The following is a 24,552-nucleotide window of genomic DNA, read 5'->3' on the forward strand; positions in this document are numbered from 1 at the left end:
CGCAATGCACCATTTCGATTACCGCAACGGCGCGCTCTTCGCCGAAGACGTCGCCGTGTCCGAGCTCGCAGCCGAAGTCGGGACGCCCTTCTACTGCTATTCCGCGGCGACGATCCGCCGGCACTTCCGGGTCTTTTCGCAGGCTTTTACGGGGCTCGACGCGCTCGTCTGCTATGCGATGAAAGCCAACTCCAACCAGGCCGTGCTGCGCCTCCTTGCCAAGGAAGGCGCCGGCATGGATGTGGTCTCGGGCGGCGAGCTCGCCCGCGCCCTGGCGGCCGGGGTCCCGGGGTCGAAGATCACCTTCTCCGGCGTCGGCAAGACGGACGAGGAGATCGGCGCAGCGCTCGACGCCGGCATCTTCTGCTTCAATGTCGAATCCGAGCCGGAGCTTGAAGCGATTTCGCGCATCGCCTCGGCCAAGGGCCGCGCGGCGCCTGTGTCTCTACGCGTCAATCCGGACGTCGATGCGCGTACCCACAAGAAGATTTCGACCGGCAAATCAGAGAATAAGTTCGGCGTGCCGCTCTCTCACGCCCGCGAGGTCTACGCCCGCGCCGCGAAGCTGCCGGGCATAAAGATCGCCGGCGCCGATATGCATATCGGCTCGCAGCTCACCGACCTAGAGCCTTTCGATGAGGCTTTCTCGCTGCTCGCCGAGCTGGTGCGCGATCTGCGCGCCGACGGCCATGACATCTCCCATGTCGATCTCGGCGGCGGGCTCGGCATCCCCTATCACGAGGGCGACGATCCGCAGTCCTACCACCCGGAGCGCTATGCCGAGATCGTGCGCCGGCATTTCGGAGGCTTAAGCTGCAAGCTCGTCTTCGAGCCCGGGCGCCTGATCGTCGGCAACGCCGGCGTGCTGATCACGCGCGTGATCTATGTGAAGCGGGGCGAGGCCAAGACCTTCGTCATCGTCGACGCCGGCATGAATGATCTGGTGCGGCCGACGCTCTATGACGCCCACCACGACCTGATGCCCGTGCGCGAGCCGACGGACCGCGCCGAGATCGTCGCCGACGTCGTCGGCCCGGTCTGCGAGACGGGCGACTATCTGGCGCTGGGCCGCAAAATGCCGGACGCGAAACCCGGCGAGCTGATCGCCGTGCTGACCTCCGGCGCCTATGGAGCCGTGCAGGCCGGAACCTACAATACGCGGCCCTTGATCCCCGAGGTGCTGGTCGACGGCGCGCGCTACGCCGTGATCCGACCGCGCCCGAGCGTCGCGGAGCTTATTGCGCTGGATCGCGTGCCGGACTGGCTGTAGCGGCGGCGTCGATCCAGTCCATCGTCTTTTCCAGCGCGCCCGGGCTCGACAAGGCGAGATGGCTGACGCCCGGCAAGGCGATCAACTGCTTGGGCTCTCCCGCCCGCTCGAACAGCCGCCGGGCGTTGGCGGCGGGGGTGATGCGATCGTCCTCGCCCACCAACATCAACACTGGCGCGCGCACCTTGCCGATCGCCTCATCGGCGCGGAAAGTGTCCTGGAGGACGAGGCTCACCGGGAAGATCGGAAAGCGCGACTGCGCCACGGCAAGGACTGAGTCATAGGGCGAGTCCAGCACCAGCGCCGCCGCGCCATGGCGGGCGGCGAGCATGGTCGCGACGCCCGTGCCGAGCGACTCGCCCATCACCACGATGCGCTCGGGCTTGAAGCCGCGCCTGAGGGCTTCGGCATAGGCCGCCTCAGCGTCGCGCATGAGCCCCTCTTCCGACGGCGCGCCGGTCGATCCGCCATAGCCCCGCCAGGAGGTCGCCAGCAGGCCGTAACCATGGCGGGTCAATTTATCGAAGCGCTTCTTGCGGTCGGCCAGAGGACCCGCATTGCCCTGGAAATAAAGAATGAGCGGAAAGCGCGCGTCTTTCGGGGCGCGATGCCAGGCTTCGAGCGTCTCCCCGTCCTCGGTCTTCAGCCGCAGCGTTTCGACGTCCGAGAGCCCCGCTTGCGCGGGCGTTACGAGGAGCGCATGCCGAGGATAGATCATCGCGCGCTGCTGCAGCGCGAGGCCTGAGAATGAGAGAAGATAAAGAGTTGTGACGCTGGCCAGCGTTATTTTGAGCCATTTCACGGCGCTGTCTCTCCAAGGCCGTCATTGCGAGGAGCAAAGCGACGAAGCAATCCAGAGCCACATTGCCGCCCTGGATTGCTTCGCTTCGCTCGCAATGACGGGAGTGTCCCTTCCGGTCAAAGCCGCAACGGCCCGTTCTTCTCCCGATACTCCCGGTACCACTCGACGAGCGCCTTCACGCCCTCCGCCACCGAGGTCTGCGGGCGGTATCCCGTGAGTCGCTCAAGGAGATCAGCCGAGGCGAAGGTGCGCGGCACGTCGCCCTTCTGCATGTCGAGATAATTGCGGATCGCCTTTTTGCCCGCGGCTTTTTCCAGCGTGTCGATGAAATCGAGCAAAGGCGCCGGCGCGCCGCGGCCGATGTTCACGATGCGATAGGGCGCCTGCGGCGAGACCGAGTCGTCGCCGGAGTCGCGCTGCGGGACGCACGCCATCAGCCGCGCGATCGCCTTGACGAGGTCATCTATGTAAGTGAAATCACGCGACATATTGCCGTGATTATAAATGTCGATCGGGCGGCCGCTTTCGATCGCTTCGAGGAATTTCAATGGCGCCATGTCGGGCCGGCCCCAGGGGCCGTAGACCGTGAAGAAGCGGAACATGGTCGTCGGAATCGACCACAGATGCGCGTAGGAATGCGCCATGGCCTCGCCCGCCTTCTTGCTTGCCGCATAGAGCGTCAGCGGATGATCGGTCTTGTCATCCTCGCGGAAAGGCACGGTCGGGCTCGCGCCATAGACCGAGCTCGTCGAGGCGATGAGGAGATGGCGCGGCTTCAGGATGCGCGCGATCTCCAGCACGTTGAAGGTCCCGACGAGATTGGACTCCACATAAGCGCGCGGATTTTCGAGGCTGTAGCGCACGCCCGCCTGCGCCGCGAGGTGGATGATGACGTCGGGGGCGCTGCGCTCGGCGGCCTGCGTCAGCGCCGCCATATCCTCGAGCATGGCGACCGTATCGCGAAAGCCGTCTTCGCGCGCCAGGATTTCGCGCCGCGCCTCCTTGAGCCGCGGATCGTAATAGGGCGTCATGCCGTCGAAGCCGTCGACCGTGTGGCCCAGCGCCAGCAGCCGCCGCGCGAGGTGGAAGCCGATGAAGCCGGAAGTGCCGGTGATGAAAACGCGCATCTTTTAGCCTGGCTCTGGGCGGACAGATCGCCGCCGCGCCGTCTTGGGCAATCGCCTTGCCCCTGTCAACGCGCGCCATGGCGCGATAGGTTGAGGCGAGATGCGAAGCGAGAAGATAGACGCCCCAAACCACCCGCTCTTGTTGCGGGCCCTGCACTGGATCAACGCCTTCGCGGTGATCGTGATGATCCTGTCCGGCTGGCGGATCTACGACGCCTCGCCGCTCTATGGCTTCCTATTCCCGGCCGAACTTACGCTCGGCGGCTGGCTCGCGGGGGCGCTGGCCTGGCATTTCGCCGCCATGTGGCTGCTGGCGGCCAATCTCCTCGCCTATCTGCTGTATGGAATCGCAACCGGGCGTTTCCAGCGTCTTTTCCTGCCGCTGTGGCCTGGCGCGATCTGGCGTGACGCGCGAGCCGTACTCACGGGCCGCATGGCGCATGTTCCCGGTCGTTACAACGCCGCGCAACGCGCGGCTTACGTCTTCGCGATTTTCGCCACCATCGTCGCGATTCTGTCCGGGCTCGCTTTGTGGAAGCCCGTGCAATTGCAGGAGCTGACCGCGCTCATGGGCGGCTTCGAGACGGCGCGGCGCGTGCATTTCTTCGCCATGGCGGCTCTGGTGTTCTTCCTTCTCGCCCATATCTCGCTGGCGCTGTCGAATAAGAGCGTTCTGAAAGCCATGACGATCGGAAGTAGGGAGCAGGCGCAGTGAAACGACGCAAAATCTCTCTTGCCGATTTCCGCCCGCAACTCGAACGCATTGAGCGCCGGCATTTCCTGAAGCAAAGCCTCTCTCTCGGCGCGCTGACCATGCTCTCCGGCTGCACGCTGAAAGACGAAGACGCCGTCGACCGCCTGCTCTTCACCATGTCGCGCTTCAACGACGCCGCTCAGGCGGCGCTCTTCAACCCGAGCAAGCTCGCGCCTCTCTATTCCGAGGCGGAAGTTACGACGCCCTTCCCCTTCAACGCCTATTACGAAGAGGGGCTCGCGCCGGTCATTGATGGCGAGCGCTATCGCTTGCTGCTTTCCGGGCTCATCGAAAACAAGCGCCCATGGTCGTTGGAAGAGCTGCGCGACCTGCCGCAAGTTTCGCAGATCACGCGCCATGTCTGCGTCGAAGGGTGGAGCGCCATCGGCAAATGGGGCGGCGTTCCGTTCCGAGTGTTCCTCGAACGCATCGGCGCGGATATGACGGCACGCTATGTCGGCTTCCGCTGCGCCGACAATTATTCGACGAGCATCGACATGCCGAGCGCGCTACGTCCGCAGACGCTGCTTGCCTTGGATTTTCCGGGCCTGCCGGGAGAGACGAAATATGGCTTTCCCGTGAAGATTCGCATTCCAACGAAGCTCGGTTTCAAAAACCCGAAATTCGTCGTCGAGATTTTCGTCACCAACGATAATCCCGGCGGTTACTGGGAAGACAAGGGCTACAACTGGTTCAGCGGCTCATAGCGCGCGATCATCCGACCCGCCGTCATTGCGAGGAGGCGGAGCCGACGAAGCAATCCAGGGCCGCATCGCCGCCCTGGATTGCTTCGCTTCGCTCGCAATGACGGACGCTGAGTAAAACCCGCGCTTTTGTGGCTCTGCATTCCCCGGTGCGGGCTAATCAAACGGAAATGGTATGGCAGGCGCAACATTCGCTCCTGCATATCGGACAACATGATTGGGGCAAGCCCGCCTCAATCGTGGCCGTTACGCCTTGAAATCATCCCGGCCTCGCCTAGCGCAAGGCTCAACATCTCCACGGTAGGCGGTTGTTATCGTCTCGGGCGGCCGGTGATTCGCCGGAATGGGGGCATTCGACGAGAGGGGTTTTCATGATCCAGAATCGAAGCCGCGTGAATGGCATTCTCGCCGCCGTGCTGTCGGCAAGCATCGTTCCCATGCATGGCGCGTTGGCCAAGCCGAAATCGCCAGACGCGCCCAGGACCGCCGCCAAGAAGATCGACCATGCGGCGGTGAAGAAAACGGACAAGCAGGCGGCGCCCAAGGATGACGCCGCGAAATCCGAAACCAACGGGGCCAACGCGCCTGCGACCGTGACTCAATAATCCACGGCGACGAGATAGAGACCGTGCGGCGGCGCAACCTGGCCGCACCGCGCACGGTCTTTCGCCGCGAGGGCGGCGGCGAGATCGTCGGCGGACCATTTGCCGGTCCCGACATGCTCCAGCGAACCAGCCATGGAGCGCACCTGATTATGCAGGAAGGACCGCGCGCAAGTGACGATCTCGATACGGTCGCCCTCACGCCGCACGTCGAGCCGCTCGAGCGTGCGGATCGGTGAATTGGCCTGGCATTCGGAGGCGCGGAAGGTGGTGAAATCATAGCGGCCGACGAGGCGCTGCGCGGCGTCGTGCATCGCCTCGGCGTCGAGCGGGCGCTTGACATGCCAGGCGCGGCCGAACGTGACGGTCAGAGGCGCACGGCGATTGTCGATGATGTAGCGATAGTGGCGGCGGATGGCGGAGAAGCGCGCTTCGAAACGCTCATCCACCGCCCGCGCGTCGACTACCGCGATGGGGTCGGGCTTGAGATGCGCGTTGAGCGCGTCGCGCAAGCGATCCAGGCGCCATTCCCGCGTGAGATCGACATGGGCGACCTGGCCCAGCGCATGGACGCCTGCGTCGGTGCGCCCGGCGCCATGGATGACGGCGGGGGCGCCATTGATGGCGCGCACGGCCTCCTCCAGCCGCTGCTGCACGGACATGCCATTGGCCTGCCGCTGCCAGCCGACGAAGGGTCCGCCGTCATATTCGATGGTGAGCGCGTAACGGGGCATGTCTCAGGGCCAAGGGACAGCGCTGGGCGTGAGCCTATCCCTCCCCTTTACGGGGAGGGTGGCCCCGCGTGAGCGGGGTCGGGTGGGGTAAGGCCCCAACCATTGTCGTAGCGGCGAGAACCCCACCCGGCGGCCTGCGGCCGCCGACCTCCCCGTAAAGGGGAGGTATTCTGCGCCGACCGAGCCAGATTCGCTTTTGACCGAATGGGCTGGGGATTGGCTGCCGCCACCCCTACAAGCCCCTGCCTGCACTGCCCTCATCCCAGCACGGCGCCCTTCGCGAGCTTGCGGCCGCGTAGAAATTCCTCGATCGCCATCTCGCCCTTGCCGGCGCGCTGCACGCGCAGGAGCCGAAGCGCGCCGTCGCCGCAGGCGATGAGGCCGGCCTCGTCGAGAATCGTCCCCGGCGCGCCCTTGCCAGCTTCCACTTGCGTGCGCAGCACTTTCACCCGCTCGACGCCATGGCCGAGGTCGCCCTCGAAAAAGGCCCCCGGAAAGGGCGTGAGGCCGCGCACATGGTCATGCAGCTCGTGGGCCGGCCGGCGCCAGTCGATGCGCGCCTCCGCCTTGTCGATCTTGGCGGCGTAGCAGGCGCCCTCTTCCGGCTGCGGCGTGAAACGCAAGTCGCCCATGGCAAGAAGATCGAGCGCATCCGCCATCAGGGGCGCCCCGAGCTCGGCGAGCCGGTCGTGCAGCTCGCCGGCCGTCATATCCGGACCGATCGGCGTTTTCGCGGTGAGCGCGACGGGGCCCGTGTCGAGCCCGGCGTCCATCTTCATCACCTCGACGCCGCTCTCCTTGTCTCCAGCCATGATCGCACGCTGGATCGGCGCGGCGCCGCGCCAGCGTGGCAGGAGCGAACCGTGGAGGTTGAGGCAGCCATGTTTCGGCGCGTCGAGAATGGGTTGCGGCAGCAGCAGGCCATAGGCCGCGACGACCGCGACATCGGCCTGCAGCGCCTTGAAAGCCGCCTGCTCCTCGGCCCCACGCAGACTCTTCGGCGTGCGCACGAGAAGGCCCTTGCTCTCAGCGAATTGGTGGACGCTGGATTTCTTCTCCGACATCCCCCGCCCCGCCGGGCGCGGCGGCTGGGAATAGACGGCGGCGATCTCGTGACCGCGCGCGCAAAGCTCTTTCAGCAGCGCCGTCGCGAAGCCCGGCGTGCCCATGAAAATCACGCGCAAGCGTCAGGCCTCGACGTCTTCCGACTGGCGGGCGGCGTCGGCGCGGCGCTGGGCCACGATTTCGTCCATCCGCGCCGCCTTGGTGAATTTCTTGACGACGCGCTCGCGCTTCAGCCGCGACAGATTGTCGATGAACAGGCCGCCCTCGAGATGCTCCAGCTCATGCTGCACGACCGTCGCGAGGAAGCCGTCGGCGTCGAACTCCTGCCTCTCGCCCGCGCGGTCGAGATGGCGCACGCGCACGCGCGCCGGGCGCTTCACGTCGTCGAAATAATCCGGCACCGAGAGGCAGCCCTCGTTGTAGGAGGAGAGCTCCTCCGAGGCCCAGATGATCTCGGGATTGATCAGGAAGAGCGGGCTGCGCTCCTCCTCCGTCTTGCCGGTGTCGACGACGACGATGCGCTTGGCCACGGCCACCTGAATGGCCGCGAGCCCGACGCCGGGCGCCTCGTACATGGTCTCCAGCATATCGTCGAGAAGCTGCAAAATCTCGGCGTCGACGCGCTCCACCGGCTGCGAGACCTTGCGCAGCCGGGGATCGGGCAGGGTGATGATCGGCAGAAGAGCCATCGCTAATTCTTTTAGGGTTCGTCGCGGTTCCGCGAGCCGTGAGCCTTTCGTCAAGAGATAGGCGTGAGCGGCCGTTCCGTCAAATAGACGCGGCCTTTGCCCCGACGCGACGGGCGGCTAACATGCCCATGCTCCGGCGGCGGTTTCACGCGGCGGGCCAAGGGGAGGAATGTCAAATGGCGCTACTCGTGTTGCTCGGCCTCGCGGCGGCGGTCGGCTTCTGGCTGGTCGGGGCCTATAATGGTCTCGTCAATCTGCGGCAGCGCTGCAAACAGGCCTTCTCGGATATCAATGTCCAGCTCAAGCAACGCCACGACCTCGTCCCTAATCTGGTCGAGACGGTGAAGGGCTACGCCACGCATGAGAAGACGACGCTGGAAGACGTGGTCAAGGCGCGCAACGCCGCCGTCTCGGCGGCCGGCCCCACGGCCCAGGGCGCGGCCGAGGGCGCGCTGACTGGCGCGCTCTCCCGCCTCATTGCGCTCAGCGAAGCCTATCCCGATCTCAAGGCCAATCAGAACTTCCAGCAGTTGCAGAGCGAGCTTGCGGATATAGAGAACAAGATCTCGGCCGCGCGGCGTTTCCTCAACAATACGGTCGCCGAATATAACGGGACGCGCGAGGGCTTTCCCGGTTTCCTGATCGCCCAGCGTTATGGCTTCGAGCCGATGGATTATTTCAGTCTGGGCGAAGCCGAGCAAAAGGCCATCGAAGCGGCGCCCAAGGTGCAGTTCTAACCGACGACAGCCCCTTCATTGTGAGGAGCGAAGCGACGAAGCAATCCAGAGCCGCGATGACGCCCTGGATTGCTTCGCTTCGCTCGCAATGACGGGGAGCCACGCGGCGGCGCGCTAAAACGGGAACACCCATGTTCAAAGCCTACGGCCTCTATTCCCACATCCGCGCCAATCGGATGCGCTCGGGCTTCCTACTTGCGGGCTTTGTCGTCCTGCTGCTGGCGCTGATGTTTTCTTTCGCGCTGATCTTCGAGGCTCTGAACGCGGGCGACGCGCCTTTCGAGGTCATTGTCGCCCGCGCGACAAAGGACCTCGAATATGGCTGGCCGATCGGCGTCGCGGCGGCGGGGGCCTGGTTCGCCATCGCCTATTTCTTTCACCAGAGGATGATCGACTTCGCGACCGGCGCGCATGACGTCAGCCGCGCGGAATCGCCCCGGCTTTACAATCTCCTCGAAAATCTCTGCATTTCGCGCGGCATTCCCATCCCGGCGCTGCAGATCGTCGAGAGCGACGCGCTCAACGCCTACGCCTCGGGCATTGAAGAGGGGAAATATCGCATCGCCGTCACGCGCGGCCTGCTCGTGGAATTGACCGACCCCGAGATCGAGGCGGTGCTCGCTCATGAGCTGACCCATATCCGAAACCGCGACGTTCAGATGATGGTGATCGCGGTGATCTTCGCCGGCATTTTCGCTTTCGTCGCGGATTTGACGTTCCGCAACTGGAACTTCCCTTTCGGCTTCATGCCGACCCGCTCCTCCGATCGCGAGGACAACCGGCGCGATGGCGGCGCGATGATCGCGATCGTCCTGGCGCTGCTCATCATCCTGCTGAGCTGGGGCGCCTCGGTGCTGATCCGCTTCGCACTGTCGCGCTCGCGCGAATATCTCGCCGACGCCGGCTCTGTGGAACTGACCAAAAATCCCGACGCCATGATCTCCGCGCTGCGGAAAATTGAGGCGCATTCGGTGATCCCCGACATGCCGTCGCGCATGCACGCATTCTTCATCGAGAGCCCCGCGCGCGTGCAGGAATCGAGCTGGCTCGCCACGCATCCGAGCGTCGACGAGCGCATCAAGGCGTTGATCGTTTATGCCGGCGGACAGGATGTGGAGATTGCCCCCGCTCCGGCGCCGATCGAAGAGGCCGCGCCCGAGGCGATCGAGCCACAGACGGAGGAAGGGTCTTTCCTGCCGAAGGATGGCCACAGCCCTCTTGATCCGCCAAAGCCCGGCCCATGGGGCTGACCGTTTTGTCCCATGCGTCGATCCCGCCCAAAAGCCGAGGAGCAGAGAATTGAAGTTTGATCGCCCAAGCAGGCAATTAACCAGACGCGCGGCGCTCGGCGCTCTCGGCGCGGCCCCTTTTCTTTCGATCTCTCCGCTGCGCGCACAGGACGACTCGGCTTTCGCGCTGCGCGGCGAGACCGGCGAGCCGATGCAGAATTTCCGCATCCCTTCGGAGCTGGACCCGGCGAGTCTTCCCGGCATTTTGTGGGAGGGCCGACGCGACGGCGATGTGATCCTCTACGAATTCTTCGATTATAATTGCGTTTTCTGTCGCAAGGCGGCGCGCGAGCTGGCGAGCATCGCCGCCAGCGACCGAAATGTGCGCGTGGGGCTGATCAACAACGCCATCCTCTCCATCGGATCGGTGCAGGCGGCGAAAGTTCAACAATCCGTCCTGCGCCTCTACGGCCCGGCGAAGGCGAATGATTTTCACCTGAAAATGTATGCGGCGCGCGGCGGCGCCAATGGGCCCTCGGCGCTCGCCATCGTGCGCGCCATGGGGCTCGACGCAGCCAAGGTGGAAGAATCGGCCGACAGCGAAACGGTCAGCGACGTCGTCAAAAAACAGACGCGCCTCGCGGCCGCGCTGGGCCTCGCTATGACGCCCGCTTTCGTCATCGCCGGAACGGCGATCCTCGGCTGGCCGGGCGCCAAGCCACTGCGCGAGATCATCGCCAACGCCCGCAAATGCGATCAGCCGGTCTGCGAGAAGAAGGGCTGACGCCATTTCCAGCGCGGGTTGTCAATCCCCACGCGCGCGTAGCGCGATCGCGAATGACAACGCATAAGCCCGTCATTGCGAGCGTAGCGAAGCAATCCAGGGCCGCAGTAGCTGCTCTGGATTGCTTCGTCGCTACGCTCCTCGCAATGACGGAGCAGCACGGGCTTGCGCGCCAGATCGCGCAGCGAGCGCTAACCTTGCTCCGGAATCCCCTGTGTCCGAACTGTGCGAACGTGGGGAATGCCAAGGCTCAAACCGAGACGTTCAAACGGCCGCGGCGACCGCCAGCTTTTGCTTCAGGAAAGCAATCGCCTTGCCGCGCGACTCGCGCGCTTCGGGGATGAAGCCCATCCATTGCCAGGCGTGAGGGACATCCGGCCAAAGCTCGAAATCCACCTCCACACCCGCCGCCCGCGCGCGCTCGACGAGGCGGGCGGAGTCGTCGCGCAGGGCCTCGTCGCGCCCCGCATGGACGATGAGCGGCGGCAGGCCTGACAGATCGGCGTAGACGGGCGAGGCCAGCGGGTTTTTCCCGCTCGTTCGGCCGAGCGCCGACCGCGCGCCGGAAAGGATGACGCGGCGGGTGAAGAGCGCGTCCTTTTCTTCGTTTTCGCGCGCCGAGGGGCCGGCGACGGCAAGGTCCGTCCAGGGCGAAAACAGCGCGGCGGCTGTCGGGAGCGGCAGGCCTTCGTCGCGCGCGCGAAGCATCAACGCGACGGCGAGCCCGCCGCCGGCCGAGTCGCCGGCGAGAACGATCGGGCCAGGCCGGGACGCCAGCAGCGCCTTATAGGCGTGCAGAACATCATCGAGCGCCGCGGGAAAAATATGCTCGGGGGCAAGTCGATAGTCGGGCGTGAAAACATCGAAGCCGGCGCGGGCGAAATCGCGCGCAATGAAACGGAACAAGCGCGAGGAGCCGACGAGAAAGGCGCCGCCATAGAGATAGACGAGCGTCGCACCCACTGGGGCCCCGATCGCCGGAACCCAATCGCCCGGGACGTCCGGCATAAAGGGCGCGCGCTTTTCGGGAGAGACCCGTTCGACAAGGGCCTGAAAGCGCCGCAGCGACGCGATCGTTCCCAAGAGCCGCGGCTTCACGAATCTCCTCAAAAGCGCAGAGGTCCGCCGCGCCGCGACGCTCGCCTGACGCTCCGTCATTTCGCTGGCGCCGCCGCCGGCTTCGGCGCGGGAGCGTTGGAGAGGAAATCGAGCGAGGGATCGTTGAGCCCCCCTGCCTTCGCCTTGTCGCGCCATTGCTTGGCCTGCGCGACATCCACCTCCACCCCGAGCCCTTCGGCGTAGAGATGGGCGAGGCGGTTCTGCGCCACGGCATTGCCCTTCTGCGCCGCCTTGCGCAGGAGATCGACGGCGGCGGCCCGGTCGCGCTCCACGCCCACACCGTTGAACTGCATGATGGCGTATTCGACCATCGCCGGGGCGAGACCAAGATCGGCGCCGCGCTTGAACCAATCCGCCGCCTGCCGCTCGTCCTTCTCGACGCCCTTGCCGGTCTTGTAGAGAATGCCCAGCGCATAATCGGCGTCGGCTGAGCCGGCCGCCGAGGCGCGCTTGAAGAAGCTCAGGGCCTTCGCGAAATCGGGGTCCCTGCCGTCATTTTCGAGCGCGATCTCGCCCAAAAGATGCAGCGCCGCCGCATGTTCTTTCACGCCGGCCTTTTCGAGATAGGCGCGGGCGCGGGCGCGATCCTTGGCGATGTCGATGCCTTCGAGCAGCCCGACGCCGTAGAGATAGGCGGCTTCCGCATCGCCATTGTCCGCCCCGCGCCGAAACCAGTCCATCGCCTGTTTCATATCGCGCGTGACGCCGGCGCCTTCGAGATAGAGCCGCCCGATAAGGGTCTGCGCGGCGGCGTCCTTGGGATTGGCGTCGACACGCTTCTTCGCCTCGGCCAGAGCGGCCTTGTAGTCGCCGCGTTGATAGGCGCCGAAGGCCAGATCGCGCGAAGAGGACGTCGGTGTTTCGGCCGGCGCCGCGAGGGCGAGCGTCGACAGGCTCAAGGCGACGAACGGCGCCATGAAACGGCGGATCATGCGCGCGTTCCTTCCAAAAGCTGCAACGCCTCTGCGACCGCCGCCGCCGGACCGCGTTTATCCGCCCAGACGGCGTCGTCGAGCATCACGAAATCGGCGCCCGCTTCGGCGAGCGGCGCGATCTCGGCGAGCGAGGCGGCGCGGGCGACGCAGGGCGTGTTGAACAGCTCCGCCCACCAGGCGACGCGCTCGATCAACCCGGCCAAATCCGCACCCTCGAACAGCACGTAATCGACATTCAGCTCGCCGGCGCGCATGGCGTCGTCGCGCAGCTCGAAGCCGCCGGCGCCGACGATATATTTGGGCGAGAGCCTCTTTACGGCGTCGACCAGCTCCTCACCGGAGCCGTTTATGTGCGCGCCATCGGCCCTGGCGCGCAGCGCCACGGTGGCGGAGCCCTCGACGAGAACAGCGACGCCCTTCTCCTGCGCCAAAGGCGTGAGCGCCCGCACGATCTCTTCGTTCTTGCGAGGATCGTCACCCGCAAGCCGAATGAGGAGCGACGCGACGTCGCCCGCCGAGAGCGCGTTTTCGAGCGCGGGCAGGAAATCGCGGGCATCCGCCAGCGGCGGGGTGGCGAGATAGAGGCGCGGCGCGTCTTCGCTCATGATTTTAGCCTTTGAGACGTTCGAGCCAGCCTTGGGCCTGTTTGCGCACATTCTCGGGCGCCGTGCCGCCGAAGCTCACCCGGCTTTCGACCGATTTCTCGACGCCCAGCACCGCGAACACATCCTCGGATATACGCGGCTCTACGCTCTGGAGATCGGCAAGCGAGAGATCTTCCAGCCCCACGCCCTTGCCCTCGGCCAGCGCCACGACGCGGCCTGTGACGTGATGCGCCTCGCGGAAGGGGAGGTTCAGCTTGCGCACCAGCCAGTCGGCGAGGTCGGTCGCTGTGGAGAAGCCGGCGCCAGCGGCCGCCTTCATGCGCGCGCGGCTCACCTTCATGTCGCGGACCATGCCCGACATGGCGGCGATGCAGAGAGAAAGCGAGTCGAGCGAGTCGAAGGCGCCTTCCTTATCCTCCTGCATATCCTTGGAATAGGCGAGCGGCAGACCCTTCATCACGATCAAGAGCGCCTGCAGCGCGCCGATGATGCGGCCCGACTTGCCGCGCACCAGCTCCGCCGCATCCGGGTTGCGCTTCTGCGGCATGATCGAGGAGCCGGTGGTGAACTTGTCCGACAGCGAAATGAAACTGAACTGCGAGGTCGTCCACAGCACGATTTCTTCCGCGAAGCGCGAGAGATGGGTGGCGCAAATGGCGGCGGCCGAGAGCGTCTCCAGCACGAAGTCGCGGTCGGAGACGCTGTCGAGCGAATTGGCGGTGGGCCGGTCGAAGTGCAGCGCCTGCGCCGCCATATGGCGGTCGATGGGGAAAGACGTGCCGGCGAGCGCCGCGGCGCCCAGCGGGCATTCATTGAGGCGCGCACGCGCGTCGCGCAGGCGCCCGCGGTCACGGCCAATCATTTCGACATAGGCGAGGAGATGATGGCCGAGCGTGACCGGCTGGGCGCTTTGCAGATGGGTGAAGCCCGGCATGACGCTGCCGGCTTCTTCCAAAGCGCGCTCCGCCAGCGCGAGCTGTAGATCGGCGAGCTGGGCGTCGAGCGCGTCGATCTCGTCGCGGATGTACAGCCGGAAATCCGTCGCGACCTGATCGTTGCGCGACCGCGCCGTGTGCAGCCGCCCGGCGGCGGGGCCGATCAGCTCGGCGAGCCGCGACTCGGCGTTCATATGGATGTCTTCGAGGGCGCGCGAGAATGTGAATTCCCCGCGCTCGATCTCGCCGCCGATCTGGGTCAGGCCTTCCGTGATCTTCGCCGCGTCCGCTTCGGAGATGATCCCCTGCTTGGCCAGCATGGCGACATGGGCGAGCGAGCCGCGGATGTCCTGGGGACCGAGGCGCTTGTCGAAATCGATGGAGACGTTGATCGCCTCGAGAACCGCGTCGGTTGCGCTCTGAAAGCGCCCGCCCCATATTTTGCTCGTCATTTTTACCCCGGAGCCTGCGCCATATGAAAAAGCTTGCCGCCTTCCCGCGTCGCCTCGCGACGTTCGTCATCGCAGCGGCTGGCGCCGGGTTTCTATACGCGGGCGGCCCGAGCGGCAAGGAAGCCATGTCGCAAGCCCATGCCGAAGACTGCGCGGGCGCGGCCAAAGCGGCCGACGCGATCAAGGACATCGCCAAGGGCGAGGTCGCCGCGATGACCATCTCCAAGAAGCCGGAGAAGCTCCCCGACTACGCCTTTACCGGCCCGGACGGAAAGCCCGTCGCCCTTTCGGCCTTCAAGGGCAAGACCCTGCTTCTCAACATCTGGGCGACCTGGTGCGTGCCCTGCCGCGGCGAGATGCCGGAGCTCGACAAGCTGCAGTCGGAAGAAGGCTCGGATAAATTCCAGGTCGTCACGGTGAATATTGACACCTCCCGGCTGGAGCGGCCGAAGAAATTCTTCGAGGAGACGGGCGTGAAGGCGCTCACCCTCTATTCCGACCCCAAGGCCAATATTTTCTTCGAGATGAAACAGGCCGGCAAGGCGCTTGGCCTGCCGGTGACCGTGCTGGTCGATCCAGAAGGCTGCCAGATCGGGCTCATGAACGGGCCGGCGAATTGGCATTCGGCCGACGCCAAGGCGCTGGTGAGCAAAGCCGTCGAGGCGGCGACCTTAAAATAACCGGCCCACGCCCTATCTCTGACATGCGCCTTGGCCTTCGCCGGGCGGAGAAGGAGGCAGGGCCATGCATGTCACGATCGAACAAGCCGAAAAGGCCATCGCCGCCGCGCGCCAGAAGGCGCTCGCGCTCGGCACGCAAATGTGCATTGCCGTCGTCGACTCGGGCGGCGTGCTCAAGGCCTTCCACCGCATGGACGACGCCTGGGTGGGCAGCGTCGACATTTCGATCAAAAAGGCAAAAACCGCCGTCTTCTTCGGCATGCCGACAGGGCAGATCGGCAAGCTCTCGCAGCCGGGCGGCCCGCTCTATGGCATCGAACATTCGAACGACGGGCTCGTTACTTTCCCCGGCGGTCTCCCCATCGTCGACAAGGATGGGGTGATGATCGGCGCGGTCGGCGTCAGCGGCTCGTCGGTCGAGAACGACCATGCCGTGGCTTCGGCCGGCGTCGCGACGCTCGGCGTCGCGGAACTGCCGGAACACCCCTGGCGGACCTGACCGCGGGGCTTGTCCGTCGTGAATTCCCGCCGGGCGCGACCCGACGGGAAATAACAGCGCGTTCGGATGGGACGCGCCTCAGCCTTTGTGCTTCTTCTTTGCATGCGCGGGCGCATGAGCCGGAGCCGGGGGCGCGGCCGGGGCCGCTTCGGCGGGCTTCGGCGCTTCCTGGACGGCCGGCGCCGGGGCGGGGACGGCGGCGGGCGCGATCACGGCCGCCGGCTCCACGGCAGGCGGCGGATCCGCCTCGCTCTTCTGCTGGGTCGCTTCGGTCGGCGCTGGGGCCGGGGATTCGGCCGCCGGCCGTGAGGTGAAGAGCCAGGTGAGGCCGGCGATCACGAGCACCGCGCCGGCAACGCCCAGGCCGATCCATCCGCTGCGTCTCGAAGCGGCCGGCGCAACGGGATCGATGGCGGCGGGATAGACAGAAGACGGCGGATCGACGGGGTCGACCGGCGACGCGGCGGGCGTCTCGCGAATCGGCGCATCGGCCGGCAACACGCCGCGGTATTGGCTCCACACCCAGGCGGCCGGCGGCTGCCCGTTTGGTCCTTCCGTGTTCGGCATTTCCAAACCTCCCCTGATGCGCTGCTCGAATTTTGCGCCGCTCGGTGGCATGTTGCATCGCATTGCGTCTGGTCACAAGCATATTGACGAGCAGCAATTGAGTCGCTTTGGGCGACGCCCACGCAAAGCGGCGCCTTTACGGGAGACATTCTCGAAAAAGGCGCTAATTAGGGGGAGCCTCCCCCGCCTTTCACGGAAGCGAGTAGCGCATGACCATCAAAGCCGGCGATAGAATTCCCGACGTCACCCTCACCCTCATGGGCAAGAATGGCCCGGAGCCGATCAAGACCTCGGATTATTTCAAGGGACGCAAGGTCGCGCTCTTTTCGGTGCCGGGCGCGTTCACGCCCACCTGTCACGCCAAGCATTTGCCGGGCTTCGTCGAAAAATATGACGCGCTGAAAGCCAAGGGCGTCGACGCCGTGGCGGTGACCGCCGTCAATGACGTCTTCACGCTCGACGCCTGGCTCAAGGATCGCGGCGCGCAGGGCAAGATTGACGGCCTCGCCGATGGCTCGGCGGCCTTCGCCAAAGCCCTGGGGCTGGAGCTCGATCTGACCGACTTCGGCCTCGGCGTGCGCGGCAAGCGCTATTCGGCGGTGATCAAGGACGGGGTCCTCGAATGGATCAACGTCGAAGAGAATTCGAGCCTCGCCACCGTCTCTAGCGCCGAAGCGACGCTGGAAAAGCTCTGAGCCGCGCAAGGCCGGCCCCAGCGGGGTCGGCCCAGTTCGTCGACAAACCTGCGAGGCGGCCTCGTCCTTCGAGACGGGCGCTTCGCGCCCTCCTCAGGATGAGGCCTAAGTGTTTGGCGAAGTTGCAAAAGCTCCTCATGCTGAGGAGCCTGCGCAGCAGGCGTCTCGAAGCACGAGGGGCGTCGGCGCCACTTGTCAGCACTCTGGGCCGGCCCAGGGGCGGCCTTTGTTTCAGGTCTTTGTTTTAACGGGCGCCTGCGGCCCACCCATTGAGTCGAGGCGCGCCTTGGCGCGCTCGGCGACGCGGCTTTTCTCGGCGTCGGCGAGCTGGGACCAGCTCCCGATTTCCTCGCGCGTGCGGCCGCAGCCGATGCAGACATTGGCGGAGTTGAGCGTGCAGATTTTATTGCAGGGGCTGGGGATCATCAGGGCTCTCGGGTGTCTCCCGCAAATGGCCGAGGGGGCGCCGGCGTGTCAATCTTCTCAGCGCTGGAAGGCCCCCTCCCTGTCCCTCCCCCGTTTCACGGGACAGGGGACGCTCACGATCGGCATTCCCGATGAAGGCCGCGGCCTGCTCCCTCTCCCGCGCCAGCGGGGGAGGGTCGGGGAGGGGGCAAGGAGTCTCCGATGACCCTTTCCTTCTCATCCTTCCTCGCCTCTTTAGGCGCCGCTGAGCCCCCCGCGCTGCCCGCCCCCTTGCGCGCTTTGTGGCTCGACGCCGGCGGCGACTGGGACGGCGCGCATCAATGCGTCACCGACGCAGAGGACACGGACGGCATGCGGGTCCATGCCTATCTCCACCGTAAGGAAGGCGATCTCTCGAACGCGTGCTACTGGTACGCGCGCGCAGGCGTTCCGCCGCAGGATTGTCCCCTCGAGGAGGAGTGGCGGGCGATTGCCTCGGCCCTCCTCGCGCAGCGATAGGCCATGGCGGACTCCGCGCGCCGCTTGCTGCGTGATGTTTTCGGCTTCGCCGATTTTCTTCCGGGCCAAGAGGAAGTCATCGAGGCCGTTCTCGCCGGGCGCGACGCGCTCGCGGTCATGCCGACAGGCTCCGGCAAATCCCTGCTGTATCAATTGCCCGCGGCGGCGGGGCCGGGTCTCGTCGTCGTCGCCTCGCCGCTCATCGCCCTGATGCGCGACCAATTGCGGGCGCTCGCGGCCAAAGACATCCCCGCCGTCGCGCTCCATTCCGCCCAGGACGACGCCGAGGCGATCGCCGCGCTGGACGCCGTCTCGACGGGGCGGGCGAGACTCCTCTACGCCGCGCCGGAGCGGCTGGCTCAGGAAGCGACGCAGGATTTGCTGCGCAAAAATCGCATCAAGCTTTTCGCGGTGGATGAAGCCCATTGCGTCTCGCATTGGGGGCACGACTTCCGCCCCGATTATCGTGGGCTCGGCGACATTGCCAAGAAGCTCGGCGCGCCGGTGCTCGCCGTCACGGCCACCGCCGGACCGCGCACGCGCGCGGACATCAAGCGCACTCTTTTTGAGCGGGAGCCAGATGTCTTTATTCGTTCCTTCGCCCGACCCAACCTCGCCCTCTCTTTTCGGCGCAAGCGCGCGGAGCTGCGCCAGATCCTACGCTTCATCGGCGCGGGCGGGGAAAGCGGCATCGTCTACTGCAATTCGCGCCGCAAAGCGGATGCGCTCGCCGCCGACCTCGCCTTGCTCGGGCTCGACGCTTTGCCCTATCACGCCGGCCTCGACGCCTATACGCGCGACGCGCATCAGGACGCGTTTTTCGCACGCAGAGGCGTCGTCATGGTCGCGACCATCGCCTTTGGCATGGGCGTCGATAAGCCAGACGTGCGCTTTGTGATCCACGCCGATCTGCCTGCGTCGATCGAGGGCTATTATCAGGAGATTGGCCGCGCCGGGCGCGATGGCGCGCCGGCGCGCGCTCTCGCGCTGTTCGATCCGCGCGAATTGGCGTCGCGCTGGCGGACGCCGCAGATCGACCACGAAAACGAAGAAGCGGCCGGGGACTATGCTCGCCGCCAAGCCATGGCGCGGCTCTGCGTCACGCCCCGCTGCCGTTTCCAGACCTTGCTCGCAGAATTCGGCGAGGACAGCGCGCCTTGCGGTCGATGCGACCATTGCCGGGGCGGTCCGTTGGCCTGGCCGCGCCGGGCGAGCGCTTTGGCGCTTGGCGTTCGCGTCGCGGCGGCGAGCCGGCTTGCGCATGTCTCAGGCGAAGCGATCGAGGAGCCGTCGCCGCCGCCTGCAGCCCCTCAAGACGCACTTTTCGAATCAGCGGCGCGTCCCGCCAAAGCCCTCACCGTCTCGCAGGCGCGGCTGCTGCGCGCGCTGCAAGCCGAGCGGGGGAAAATCGCCAAAAGGCGCCGCCTGGCCCCCAGGCGCATCGCCAGTGACGCGACTCTCGCCGCCCTCGCCGCGGCGCGGCCGCGCCGAATCGACGACCCGATCTTCCACGACGTCGAGGAGGCGAGCGCTTTTCTGGGCGTCATCGAAAAGGCGAATGCCGAGGGGTGAGCCGCGCGCGGCGGCCATGTCATCCCCGGGAAAGCGGGAATCCAGAGCGACACCCCAGACTTAGCGCCACCCCAGGATTCCGGAGCGGCCTCCGGCCCGTCCGGGATGACGGCGCCTGAAACGCAGCCGGTTCCATGCTGCGCCGCAACGGGCTATGACAAGCTTCCGCGAAGGACGCTCTCATGCTCGCAATCGACGATTCCCTGCCGCCGCCCGCCGCAGAAATGCGGCCGATCATGATCGGGCTCGGCCTCGCCATGCTGCTCTCGGCGCTGGACGGGACCATTGTCGTGACCGCCATGCCGACGATCGGCGCCGACCTCGGCGAACCCGAAAATCTGCCCTGGATCGTCACGGCCTATCTCGTCGCCTCGATCGTGGTGACGCCGCTCTATGGCAAATTTGCCGACGTCTATGGCAGACGGATCATGCTTCTGGCCGGCGTTGCGACCTTTGTCCTCGGCTCGGTCGCCTGCGCGCTCGCCCCCAGCATGACGGCGCTCGCGCTGGCGCGTCTCGTCCAGGGCCTGGGCGGCGGCGGATTGATCGCGCTCGCCCAGACCGTGGTCGCCGATCTCGTCTCCCCGCACGAGCGCGGGCGTTACCAGACCTATCTCGCCGCCGTCTTTGTCGTCGCCAGCATCGCCGGCCCGGCGCTCGGCGGCTATTTTGCGCAATATTTGCACTGGTCGCTGATCTTTTGGATCAATCTGCCGCTCGGCCTCGCCGCGCTCGCGATGGTCAATTCCGGGCTAAAGCGCCTGCCCGAGCGACGCCATCCGCATCGTATCGATTATCTCGGCGCCGCTCTCCTGACGCTGGCGTCCGGCTCGATGGTTCTGGCCCTCGGCTGGGGCGGAACGCGTTACCCCTGGGCTTCGGCGCCGATCTTCGGCCTTCTCGCCTTTTCGGCCCTGTCTTGGGCGGCTTTCGCCTGGCGCACGCGCGTCGCGCAGGAGCCTTTGATCCCTATGCGGATCTTGAGCCTCTCGATCGTGCGCAACGCCACTGTCTCGAGCTCCTTTGGGCTCGGCGCCTCCATCGGGCTCTCGGTCGTCATGCCGATCTACTTCGAGGTCGCGGCGGGCCTGAGCGCGCACGACTCGGGCCTCGCGCTCATTCCGATGATGGCCGCCACGGTTGTCGGCGCGACGATCTCCGGCCGGCTGATGGCGGTCATCGATCACTACAAGATCATCCCTTTGCTGGGGCTCGGCGCGGGCGCGCTCGCCGCCGCGCTCGCCGCATGGAAAGTCGAGAGCGCTTCGCTCATCGTGCTCGACAGCCTGCTCACCATCGCCTCCCTGGGCGTGGGCACGATGCTGCCGATCGCGACGGTCTCCGTGCAGAACGCCGTCGATGCGCGCGATCTGGGCACCGCCACGGCGACGATGCAGTTCTTCCGCCAGCTCGCCGCGGCGCTCATTGTCGCGCTTTTCGGCGCGCTGGCTCTGGGCGGCGGGCGGGCCGATTACATCGCCGAAGCCGGGCTCTCGCCCGAGGAAGCGGCGCGGCTCGCCGCGAGCTTCAAGCTGGTCTTCGCCGCGCTCGCCGTCTGCATGGGCTTCTCCTTCGCCTTCATGGCGCGGATGGAAGCGCGTCCCCTGCGTGGCGAGCGGCGACACTGACCTATGTAATCTGCCGTCGGCCGCTTGTGCCGGTGGCATGGAATTTCCTATGAAGGCGACGTTTCGCCTTTACGTCTGCAAGGACCTCCCATGACTTCGCTCGACAGTTTCAAATCCCGCCAAAAGCTCGTCGTGGGGGACAAGACCTATGATTATTTCTCGCTGAGAGCGGCGGAGGCGAACGGGCTCGAAGGAGTCTCCAAGCTCCCCTATTCGCTCAAGGTCGTTCTCGAAAACCTGCTGCGTAACGAGGACGGACGCTGGGTCACCAAGGACACGATCCACTCCTTCGCCAAATGGCTGACCGAGAAGGGCAAGACCGAGCGCGAGATCGCCTTTTCGCCGGCCCGCGTGCTGATGCAGGATTTCACGGGCGTTCCCGCTGTGGTCGATCTCGCGGCGATGCGCGACGCTTTTGTGGCTCTCGGCGGCGACCCGCAGAAGATCAATCCGCTCGTGCCGGTCGATCTCGTGATCGACCATTCGGTCATCGTCGACGAATTCGGGACGCCCAAGGCTTTCGAGCAGAATGTCGAGCTCGAATATGAGCGCAACGGCGAGCGTTACCGCTTCCTGAAATGGGGCCAGTCGGCTTTCGACAATTTCCGCGTCGTGCCGCCGGGCACCGGCATCTGCCATCAGGTCAATCTCGAATATCTCGCGCAGACGGTCTGGACGCGCACGGAGAAAGCCGATGGCGCGGCGGTCGAGGTCGCCTATCCCGATACGCTCGTCGGCACCGACTCGCATACGACCATGGTCAACGGCCTTGCGGTGCTCGGCTGGGGCGTCGGCGGCATCGAGGCCGAGGCCGCCATGCTCGGCCAGCCGCTCTCCATGCTCGCGCCCGAAGTCATCGGCTTCAAGCTGACCGGCGCGCCCAAGGAAGGCGTCACCGCGACCGACGTGGTGCTCACCGTCACGCAGATGCTGCGCAAAAAGGGCGTCGTCGGCAAATTCGTCGAGTTTTATGGCGAGGGCCTCAACCATCTCTCGCTCGCCGACCGCGCCACCATCGCCAATATGGCGCCGGAATATGGCGCGACCTGCGGCTTCTTCCCCGTCGACGCCGAGACGCTCGCCTATCTGAATATGTCCGGCCGCGCCGCCGAGCGCATCGCGCTGATCGAGGCCTATACGCTGGCGCAGGGCATGCTGCGCGACGCCTCCTCGCCCGACCCCGAATTCACCGACACGCTGGCGCTCGACCTCGCCGAGGTCGCGCCCTCGCTCGCGGGCCCCAAGCGCCCCGAAGGCCGCGTGCCGCTGGAGGACATCGGCAAGGCCTTCGAGACCGCGCTCGCCGGCGAATATAAGAAGGACGGCGGGCTCGGGCCGCGCCACAAGGTCGAGGGGACGAATTACGACCTCGGCCATGGCGACGTGGTCATCGCCGCCATCACCTCCTGCACCAATACGTCCAATCCGAGCGTGCTGATCGGCGCGGGGCTGCTGGCGCGCAACGCCGTCGCCAAGGGGCTGAAGGTGAAGCCCTGGGTGAAGACCTCGCTCGCGCCCGGAAGCCAGGTGGTCGGCCAATATCTCGCCAACTCCGGCCTGCAGAAGTCGCTCGATGAATTGGGCTTCAATCTCGTGGGCTTTGGCTGCACGACCTGCATCGGCAACTCCGGGCCGCTGCCGGCGCCGGTTTCCAAGACCATCAACGCCCATGACCTCGTCGCGGCCTCGGTGCTCTCCGGCAACCGCAATTTCGAGGGCCGCGTGAACCCCGACGTGCAGGCGAATTATCTCGCCTCGCCGCCGCTCGTCGTCGCTTTCGCGCTCGCGGGCACGGTCGCCACCGATCTGACGAAAGAGCCGCTGGGTCAGGGCTCGGACGGCCAGCCGGTCTATTTGCGCGATATTTGGCCGTCGAGCGCCGAGATCGACTCCTTCATCCGCGACAATGTCACGCGCGACCTCTTCCGCGAGACCTACGCCAATGTGTTCGCGGGCGACGAGCATTGGCGCGCGGTGGCGGCTCCGGCCGGCGAAACCTATGGCTGGGACGGCAACTCCACCTACGTCCGCAACCCGCCCTATTTCGTGGGCCTCGCCAAGGAGCCCAAGCCCGTTACGGATATCGTCGGCGCGCGCATCCTCGCGCTCTTTGGCGACAAGATCACCACCGACCATATTTCCCCGGCCGGCTCCATCAAGGCCGCCTCGCCCGCGGGTAAATGGCTGATGGACAATGGCGTCGCGCAGAAGGACTTCAACCAATACGGCACGCGGCGCGGCAACCATGAAGTCATGATGCGCGGCACCTTCGCCAACATCCGCATCAAGAATAATATGATGAAAGACGCCCATGGCGTCGTGCCCGAAGGCGGCCTCACCAAATACTACCCCGGCGGCGAGACGCTTTCGATCTACGACGCCGCCATGCGCTACCAGAAGGACGGCGCGCCGCTCGTCGTCTTCGCCGGCGCCGAATATGGCAATGGCTCGTCGCGCGACTGGGCGGCGAAGGGCACGGCGCTGCTCGGCGTGCGCGCCGTGATCGCACAGAGCTTCGAACGCATTCACCGCTCCAATCTCGTCGGCATGGGCGTGCTGCCGCTGACCTTCGAGCCCGGAACGAGCTGGGGGTCGCTCGGCCTGACCGGCGAGGAGACCGTGGCTATTCGCGGGCTCGAGAAAGGACTTGCCCCGCGCCAGACGCTGGCCGCCGAGATCACCTTCCCGGGCGGCAAGGTTGTCTCCGCCCCGCTCCTCTTGCGGATCGATACGTTCGACGAATTGGAATACTTCAAAAATGGCGGCATTCTGCCTTACGTGCTGCGACAACTCGCCCCGTAAAAGAGCTGTTGGAAGCCTTCACTATTATTGACGGCTCCTTTTTCTTGCGACATCTTCGTGACGCTCGAGCGTGACAGCTCGCGCGCCGCCGTTTCAAATGGCGGCGCGGTTCGAATGCGGCGCAAGAAGCAAGAAAATAAAATAGGGAAGATAGAGGAACGCTCAGGATGAAGAAATTCTCCATTGCCACGGCCATCGCTATCTTTGCGGCGATGACCGCTCCGGCCTTCGCGAGCTGCGACACCCATGCTGAAGACGAGCAGGCCGTCTGCGCCTCGAAGTGCGAGGATCAATATCTGAAGGATCAGCAGGGCTGGACGGCCGATATGTCGAAAGTCAAGTCCAACAAGAAGGCCTGCGACGAGAAGTGCGGCTGCCCGCAGAATTCGAAGGGGCTCTGAGCTTTTCCTCGCGGCTGAGAAAAATGCGAGGGCGCGCGAAAAGCGCGCCCTTCTTGCCGGCCATCTCAAAATTTTTAGCCCCGGGGAGGCGCCCGAGAGCGGGGGGCCCTTATGGGAATAATCTTTTGGATTCAATCTTTAGCAATAGGGAAGCGGGTGCTCGCCAGCTTGCCGATCGCCCCCTCGTCTCTGTCATATCAATGACGTGTGATTGACACTGGGCCAATCTTCCCCCATCGTC

Annotated in this window: 26 protein-coding genes; 15 read left to right on the forward strand and 11 right to left on the reverse strand. The window is 65.5% G+C overall.

The annotated features are described in order from the left end of the window. Nucleotides 1–4 precede the first annotated feature (4 nt). On the forward strand, nucleotides 5–1,270 hold the full coding sequence (gene lysA / locus QNA11_RS13300; RefSeq protein WP_283483393.1) for a diaminopimelate decarboxylase: 1,266 nt from the start codon (nucleotides 5–7) through the stop codon (nucleotides 1,268–1,270). On the opposite strand, the gene QNA11_RS13305 is transcribed toward lysA, so the two are convergent. Both QNA11_RS13305 and QNA11_RS13310 read right to left on the reverse strand, forming a co-directional pair. Continuing rightward, entirely contained in the window at nucleotides 1,236–2,072 is an 837-nt protein-coding gene (locus QNA11_RS13305) for an alpha/beta hydrolase (RefSeq protein ID WP_283483394.1), read from the reverse strand. The two genes, lysA and QNA11_RS13305, sit on opposite strands and share 35 nt — an antisense overlap. A 116-nt stretch (nucleotides 2,073–2,188) precedes the next feature. Further along, nucleotides 2,189–3,199 carry an NAD-dependent epimerase/dehydratase family protein gene (locus QNA11_RS13310; protein WP_283483395.1) on the reverse strand — a complete coding sequence of 337 codons (1,011 nt, stop codon included), beginning with the start codon at nucleotides 3,197–3,199 and terminating at the stop codon, nucleotides 2,189–2,191. 100 nt (nucleotides 3,200–3,299) lie between these two features. On the opposite strand from QNA11_RS13310, the gene QNA11_RS13315 reads away from it, so the two are divergent. The 3 genes from QNA11_RS13315 to QNA11_RS13325 all read left to right on the forward strand — a co-directional run bounded on the left by QNA11_RS13315 (nucleotide 3,300) and on the right by QNA11_RS13325 (nucleotide 5,262). Next, a complete protein-coding gene (locus QNA11_RS13315) occupies nucleotides 3,300–3,914 on the forward strand; it encodes a cytochrome b/b6 domain-containing protein (protein WP_283483396.1) in 615 nt (204 codons plus the stop codon). After that, nucleotides 3,911–4,660, forward strand: coding sequence for a molybdopterin-dependent oxidoreductase (locus QNA11_RS13320; RefSeq protein WP_283483397.1), 750 nt, complete (start codon nucleotides 3,911–3,913; stop codon nucleotides 4,658–4,660). The genes QNA11_RS13315 and QNA11_RS13320 overlap by 4 nt, the downstream gene beginning before the upstream one ends. 368 nt (nucleotides 4,661–5,028) lie before the next feature. Continuing rightward, a complete protein-coding gene (locus QNA11_RS13325; protein ID WP_283483398.1) occupies nucleotides 5,029–5,262 on the forward strand; it encodes a hypothetical protein in 234 nt (77 codons plus the stop codon). Here the strand turns inward: QNA11_RS13325 and truA are convergent. The 3 genes from truA to def all read right to left on the reverse strand — a co-directional run bounded on the left by truA (nucleotide 5,256) and on the right by def (nucleotide 7,747). Continuing rightward, nucleotides 5,256–5,993 carry a tRNA pseudouridine(38-40) synthase TruA gene (truA, locus tag QNA11_RS13330; protein ID WP_283483399.1) on the reverse strand — a complete coding sequence of 246 codons (738 nt, stop codon included), beginning with the start codon at nucleotides 5,991–5,993 and terminating at the stop codon, nucleotides 5,256–5,258. The two genes, QNA11_RS13325 and truA, sit on opposite strands and share 7 nt — an antisense overlap. Before the next feature lie 257 nt (nucleotides 5,994–6,250). Then, a complete protein-coding gene (gene fmt / locus QNA11_RS13335) occupies nucleotides 6,251–7,177 on the reverse strand; it encodes a methionyl-tRNA formyltransferase (protein ID WP_283483400.1) in 927 nt (308 codons plus the stop codon). Between the two features lie 3 nt (nucleotides 7,178–7,180). Beyond that, complete coding sequence (def, locus tag QNA11_RS13340) at nucleotides 7,181–7,747, reverse strand: peptide deformylase (protein ID WP_283483401.1); 567 nt, start codon at nucleotides 7,745–7,747, stop codon at nucleotides 7,181–7,183. Between the two features lie 176 nt (nucleotides 7,748–7,923). Between def and QNA11_RS13345 the strand changes: the two genes are divergently transcribed. The 3 genes from QNA11_RS13345 (at nucleotide 7,924) to QNA11_RS13355 (ending at nucleotide 10,497) form a co-directional block, all read left to right on the forward strand. Beyond that, nucleotides 7,924–8,484 carry a LemA family protein gene (locus tag QNA11_RS13345; RefSeq protein ID WP_283483402.1) on the forward strand — a complete coding sequence of 187 codons (561 nt, stop codon included), beginning with the start codon at nucleotides 7,924–7,926 and terminating at the stop codon, nucleotides 8,482–8,484. 131 nt (nucleotides 8,485–8,615) lie between these two features. Then, nucleotides 8,616–9,734, forward strand: coding sequence for a M48 family metallopeptidase (locus tag QNA11_RS13350; RefSeq protein ID WP_283483403.1), 1,119 nt, complete (start codon nucleotides 8,616–8,618; stop codon nucleotides 9,732–9,734). Between the two features lie 49 nt (nucleotides 9,735–9,783). Continuing rightward, nucleotides 9,784–10,497 carry a DsbA family protein gene (locus QNA11_RS13355; RefSeq protein WP_283483404.1) on the forward strand — a complete coding sequence of 238 codons (714 nt, stop codon included), beginning with the start codon at nucleotides 9,784–9,786 and terminating at the stop codon, nucleotides 10,495–10,497. 264 nt (nucleotides 10,498–10,761) lie between these two features. On the opposite strand, the gene QNA11_RS13360 is transcribed toward QNA11_RS13355, so the two are convergent. Genes QNA11_RS13360 through argH form a run of 4 tightly spaced genes read right to left on the reverse strand, consistent with a single transcriptional unit; the run spans nucleotide 10,762 to nucleotide 14,543 of the window. Continuing rightward, nucleotides 10,762–11,655 carry an alpha/beta hydrolase gene (locus QNA11_RS13360; protein ID WP_283483405.1) on the reverse strand — a complete coding sequence of 298 codons (894 nt, stop codon included), beginning with the start codon at nucleotides 11,653–11,655 and terminating at the stop codon, nucleotides 10,762–10,764. Next, nucleotides 11,652–12,548 carry a tetratricopeptide repeat protein gene (locus tag QNA11_RS13365; protein ID WP_283483406.1) on the reverse strand — a complete coding sequence of 299 codons (897 nt, stop codon included), beginning with the start codon at nucleotides 12,546–12,548 and terminating at the stop codon, nucleotides 11,652–11,654. The genes QNA11_RS13360 and QNA11_RS13365 overlap by 4 nt, the downstream gene beginning before the upstream one ends. Continuing rightward, nucleotides 12,545–13,156: a thiamine phosphate synthase gene (locus QNA11_RS13370; protein ID WP_283483407.1), complete on the reverse strand. Its 612-nt coding sequence runs from the start codon at nucleotides 13,154–13,156 to the stop codon at nucleotides 12,545–12,547. The genes QNA11_RS13365 and QNA11_RS13370 overlap by 4 nt, the downstream gene beginning before the upstream one ends. 4 nt (nucleotides 13,157–13,160) lie before the next feature. Continuing rightward, the gene (gene argH, locus QNA11_RS13375) at nucleotides 13,161–14,543 is read right to left on the reverse strand and encodes an argininosuccinate lyase (RefSeq protein ID WP_283483408.1); all 1,383 of its coding nucleotides are present in this window, start codon (nucleotides 14,541–14,543) and stop codon (nucleotides 13,161–13,163) included. 23 nt (nucleotides 14,544–14,566) lie between these two features. Between argH and tlpA the strand changes: the two genes are divergently transcribed. After that, nucleotides 14,567–15,223, forward strand: a complete 657-nt coding sequence (tlpA, locus tag QNA11_RS13380; RefSeq protein WP_281930055.1) for a thiol:disulfide interchange protein TlpA — start codon at nucleotides 14,567–14,569, stop codon at nucleotides 15,221–15,223. A 64-nt stretch (nucleotides 15,224–15,287) separates the two neighbouring features. Beyond that, nucleotides 15,288–15,722 (forward strand): GlcG/HbpS family heme-binding protein, encoded by a 435-nt coding sequence (locus tag QNA11_RS13385; RefSeq protein ID WP_281930054.1) that lies wholly within the window; start codon nucleotides 15,288–15,290, stop codon nucleotides 15,720–15,722. 78 nt (nucleotides 15,723–15,800) lie between these two features. Here the strand turns inward: QNA11_RS13385 and QNA11_RS13390 are convergent, their stop codons facing one another. Continuing rightward, on the reverse strand, nucleotides 15,801–16,289 hold the full coding sequence (locus tag QNA11_RS13390) for a hypothetical protein (RefSeq protein ID WP_283483409.1): 489 nt from the start codon (nucleotides 16,287–16,289) through the stop codon (nucleotides 15,801–15,803). A gap of 209 nt (nucleotides 16,290–16,498) precedes the next feature. Here QNA11_RS13390 and QNA11_RS13395 point away from each other — a divergent pair, with 209 nt between their 5' ends. Continuing rightward, nucleotides 16,499–16,984, forward strand: a complete 486-nt coding sequence (locus QNA11_RS13395) for a peroxiredoxin (RefSeq protein WP_283483410.1) — start codon at nucleotides 16,499–16,501, stop codon at nucleotides 16,982–16,984. A 231-nt stretch (nucleotides 16,985–17,215) separates the two neighbouring features. Here the strand turns inward: QNA11_RS13395 and QNA11_RS13400 are convergent, their stop codons facing one another. Further along, the gene (locus QNA11_RS13400) at nucleotides 17,216–17,410 is read right to left on the reverse strand and encodes a DUF1289 domain-containing protein (protein ID WP_283483411.1); all 195 of its coding nucleotides are present in this window, start codon (nucleotides 17,408–17,410) and stop codon (nucleotides 17,216–17,218) included. Between the two features lie 201 nt (nucleotides 17,411–17,611). Between QNA11_RS13400 and QNA11_RS13405 the strand changes: the two genes are divergently transcribed. From QNA11_RS13405 to QNA11_RS13425, 5 genes are all read left to right on the forward strand, one after another. Then, nucleotides 17,612–17,908, forward strand: coding sequence for a hypothetical protein (locus QNA11_RS13405; RefSeq protein WP_283483412.1), 297 nt, complete (start codon nucleotides 17,612–17,614; stop codon nucleotides 17,906–17,908). 3 nt (nucleotides 17,909–17,911) lie between these two features. Continuing rightward, nucleotides 17,912–19,480, forward strand: a complete 1,569-nt coding sequence (locus QNA11_RS13410; RefSeq protein WP_283483413.1) for a RecQ family ATP-dependent DNA helicase — start codon at nucleotides 17,912–17,914, stop codon at nucleotides 19,478–19,480. 182 nt (nucleotides 19,481–19,662) lie between these two features. Next, the gene (locus QNA11_RS13415) at nucleotides 19,663–21,108 is read left to right on the forward strand and encodes an MDR family MFS transporter (protein WP_283483414.1); all 1,446 of its coding nucleotides are present in this window, start codon (nucleotides 19,663–19,665) and stop codon (nucleotides 21,106–21,108) included. A 90-nt stretch (nucleotides 21,109–21,198) separates the two neighbouring features. Then, complete coding sequence (acnA, locus tag QNA11_RS13420) at nucleotides 21,199–23,910, forward strand: aconitate hydratase AcnA (protein WP_283483415.1); 2,712 nt, start codon at nucleotides 21,199–21,201, stop codon at nucleotides 23,908–23,910. Between the two features lie 167 nt (nucleotides 23,911–24,077). Continuing rightward, nucleotides 24,078–24,311 carry a hypothetical protein gene (locus QNA11_RS13425; protein ID WP_281930040.1) on the forward strand — a complete coding sequence of 78 codons (234 nt, stop codon included), beginning with the start codon at nucleotides 24,078–24,080 and terminating at the stop codon, nucleotides 24,309–24,311. The last annotated feature ends 241 nt before the right edge of the window (nucleotides 24,312–24,552 follow it).

It is taken from the genome of Methylocystis sp. JR02 (genome assembly GCF_030063565.1).
Classification (GTDB): Bacteria; Pseudomonadota; Alphaproteobacteria; order Rhizobiales; family Beijerinckiaceae; genus Methylocystis; species Methylocystis iwaonis.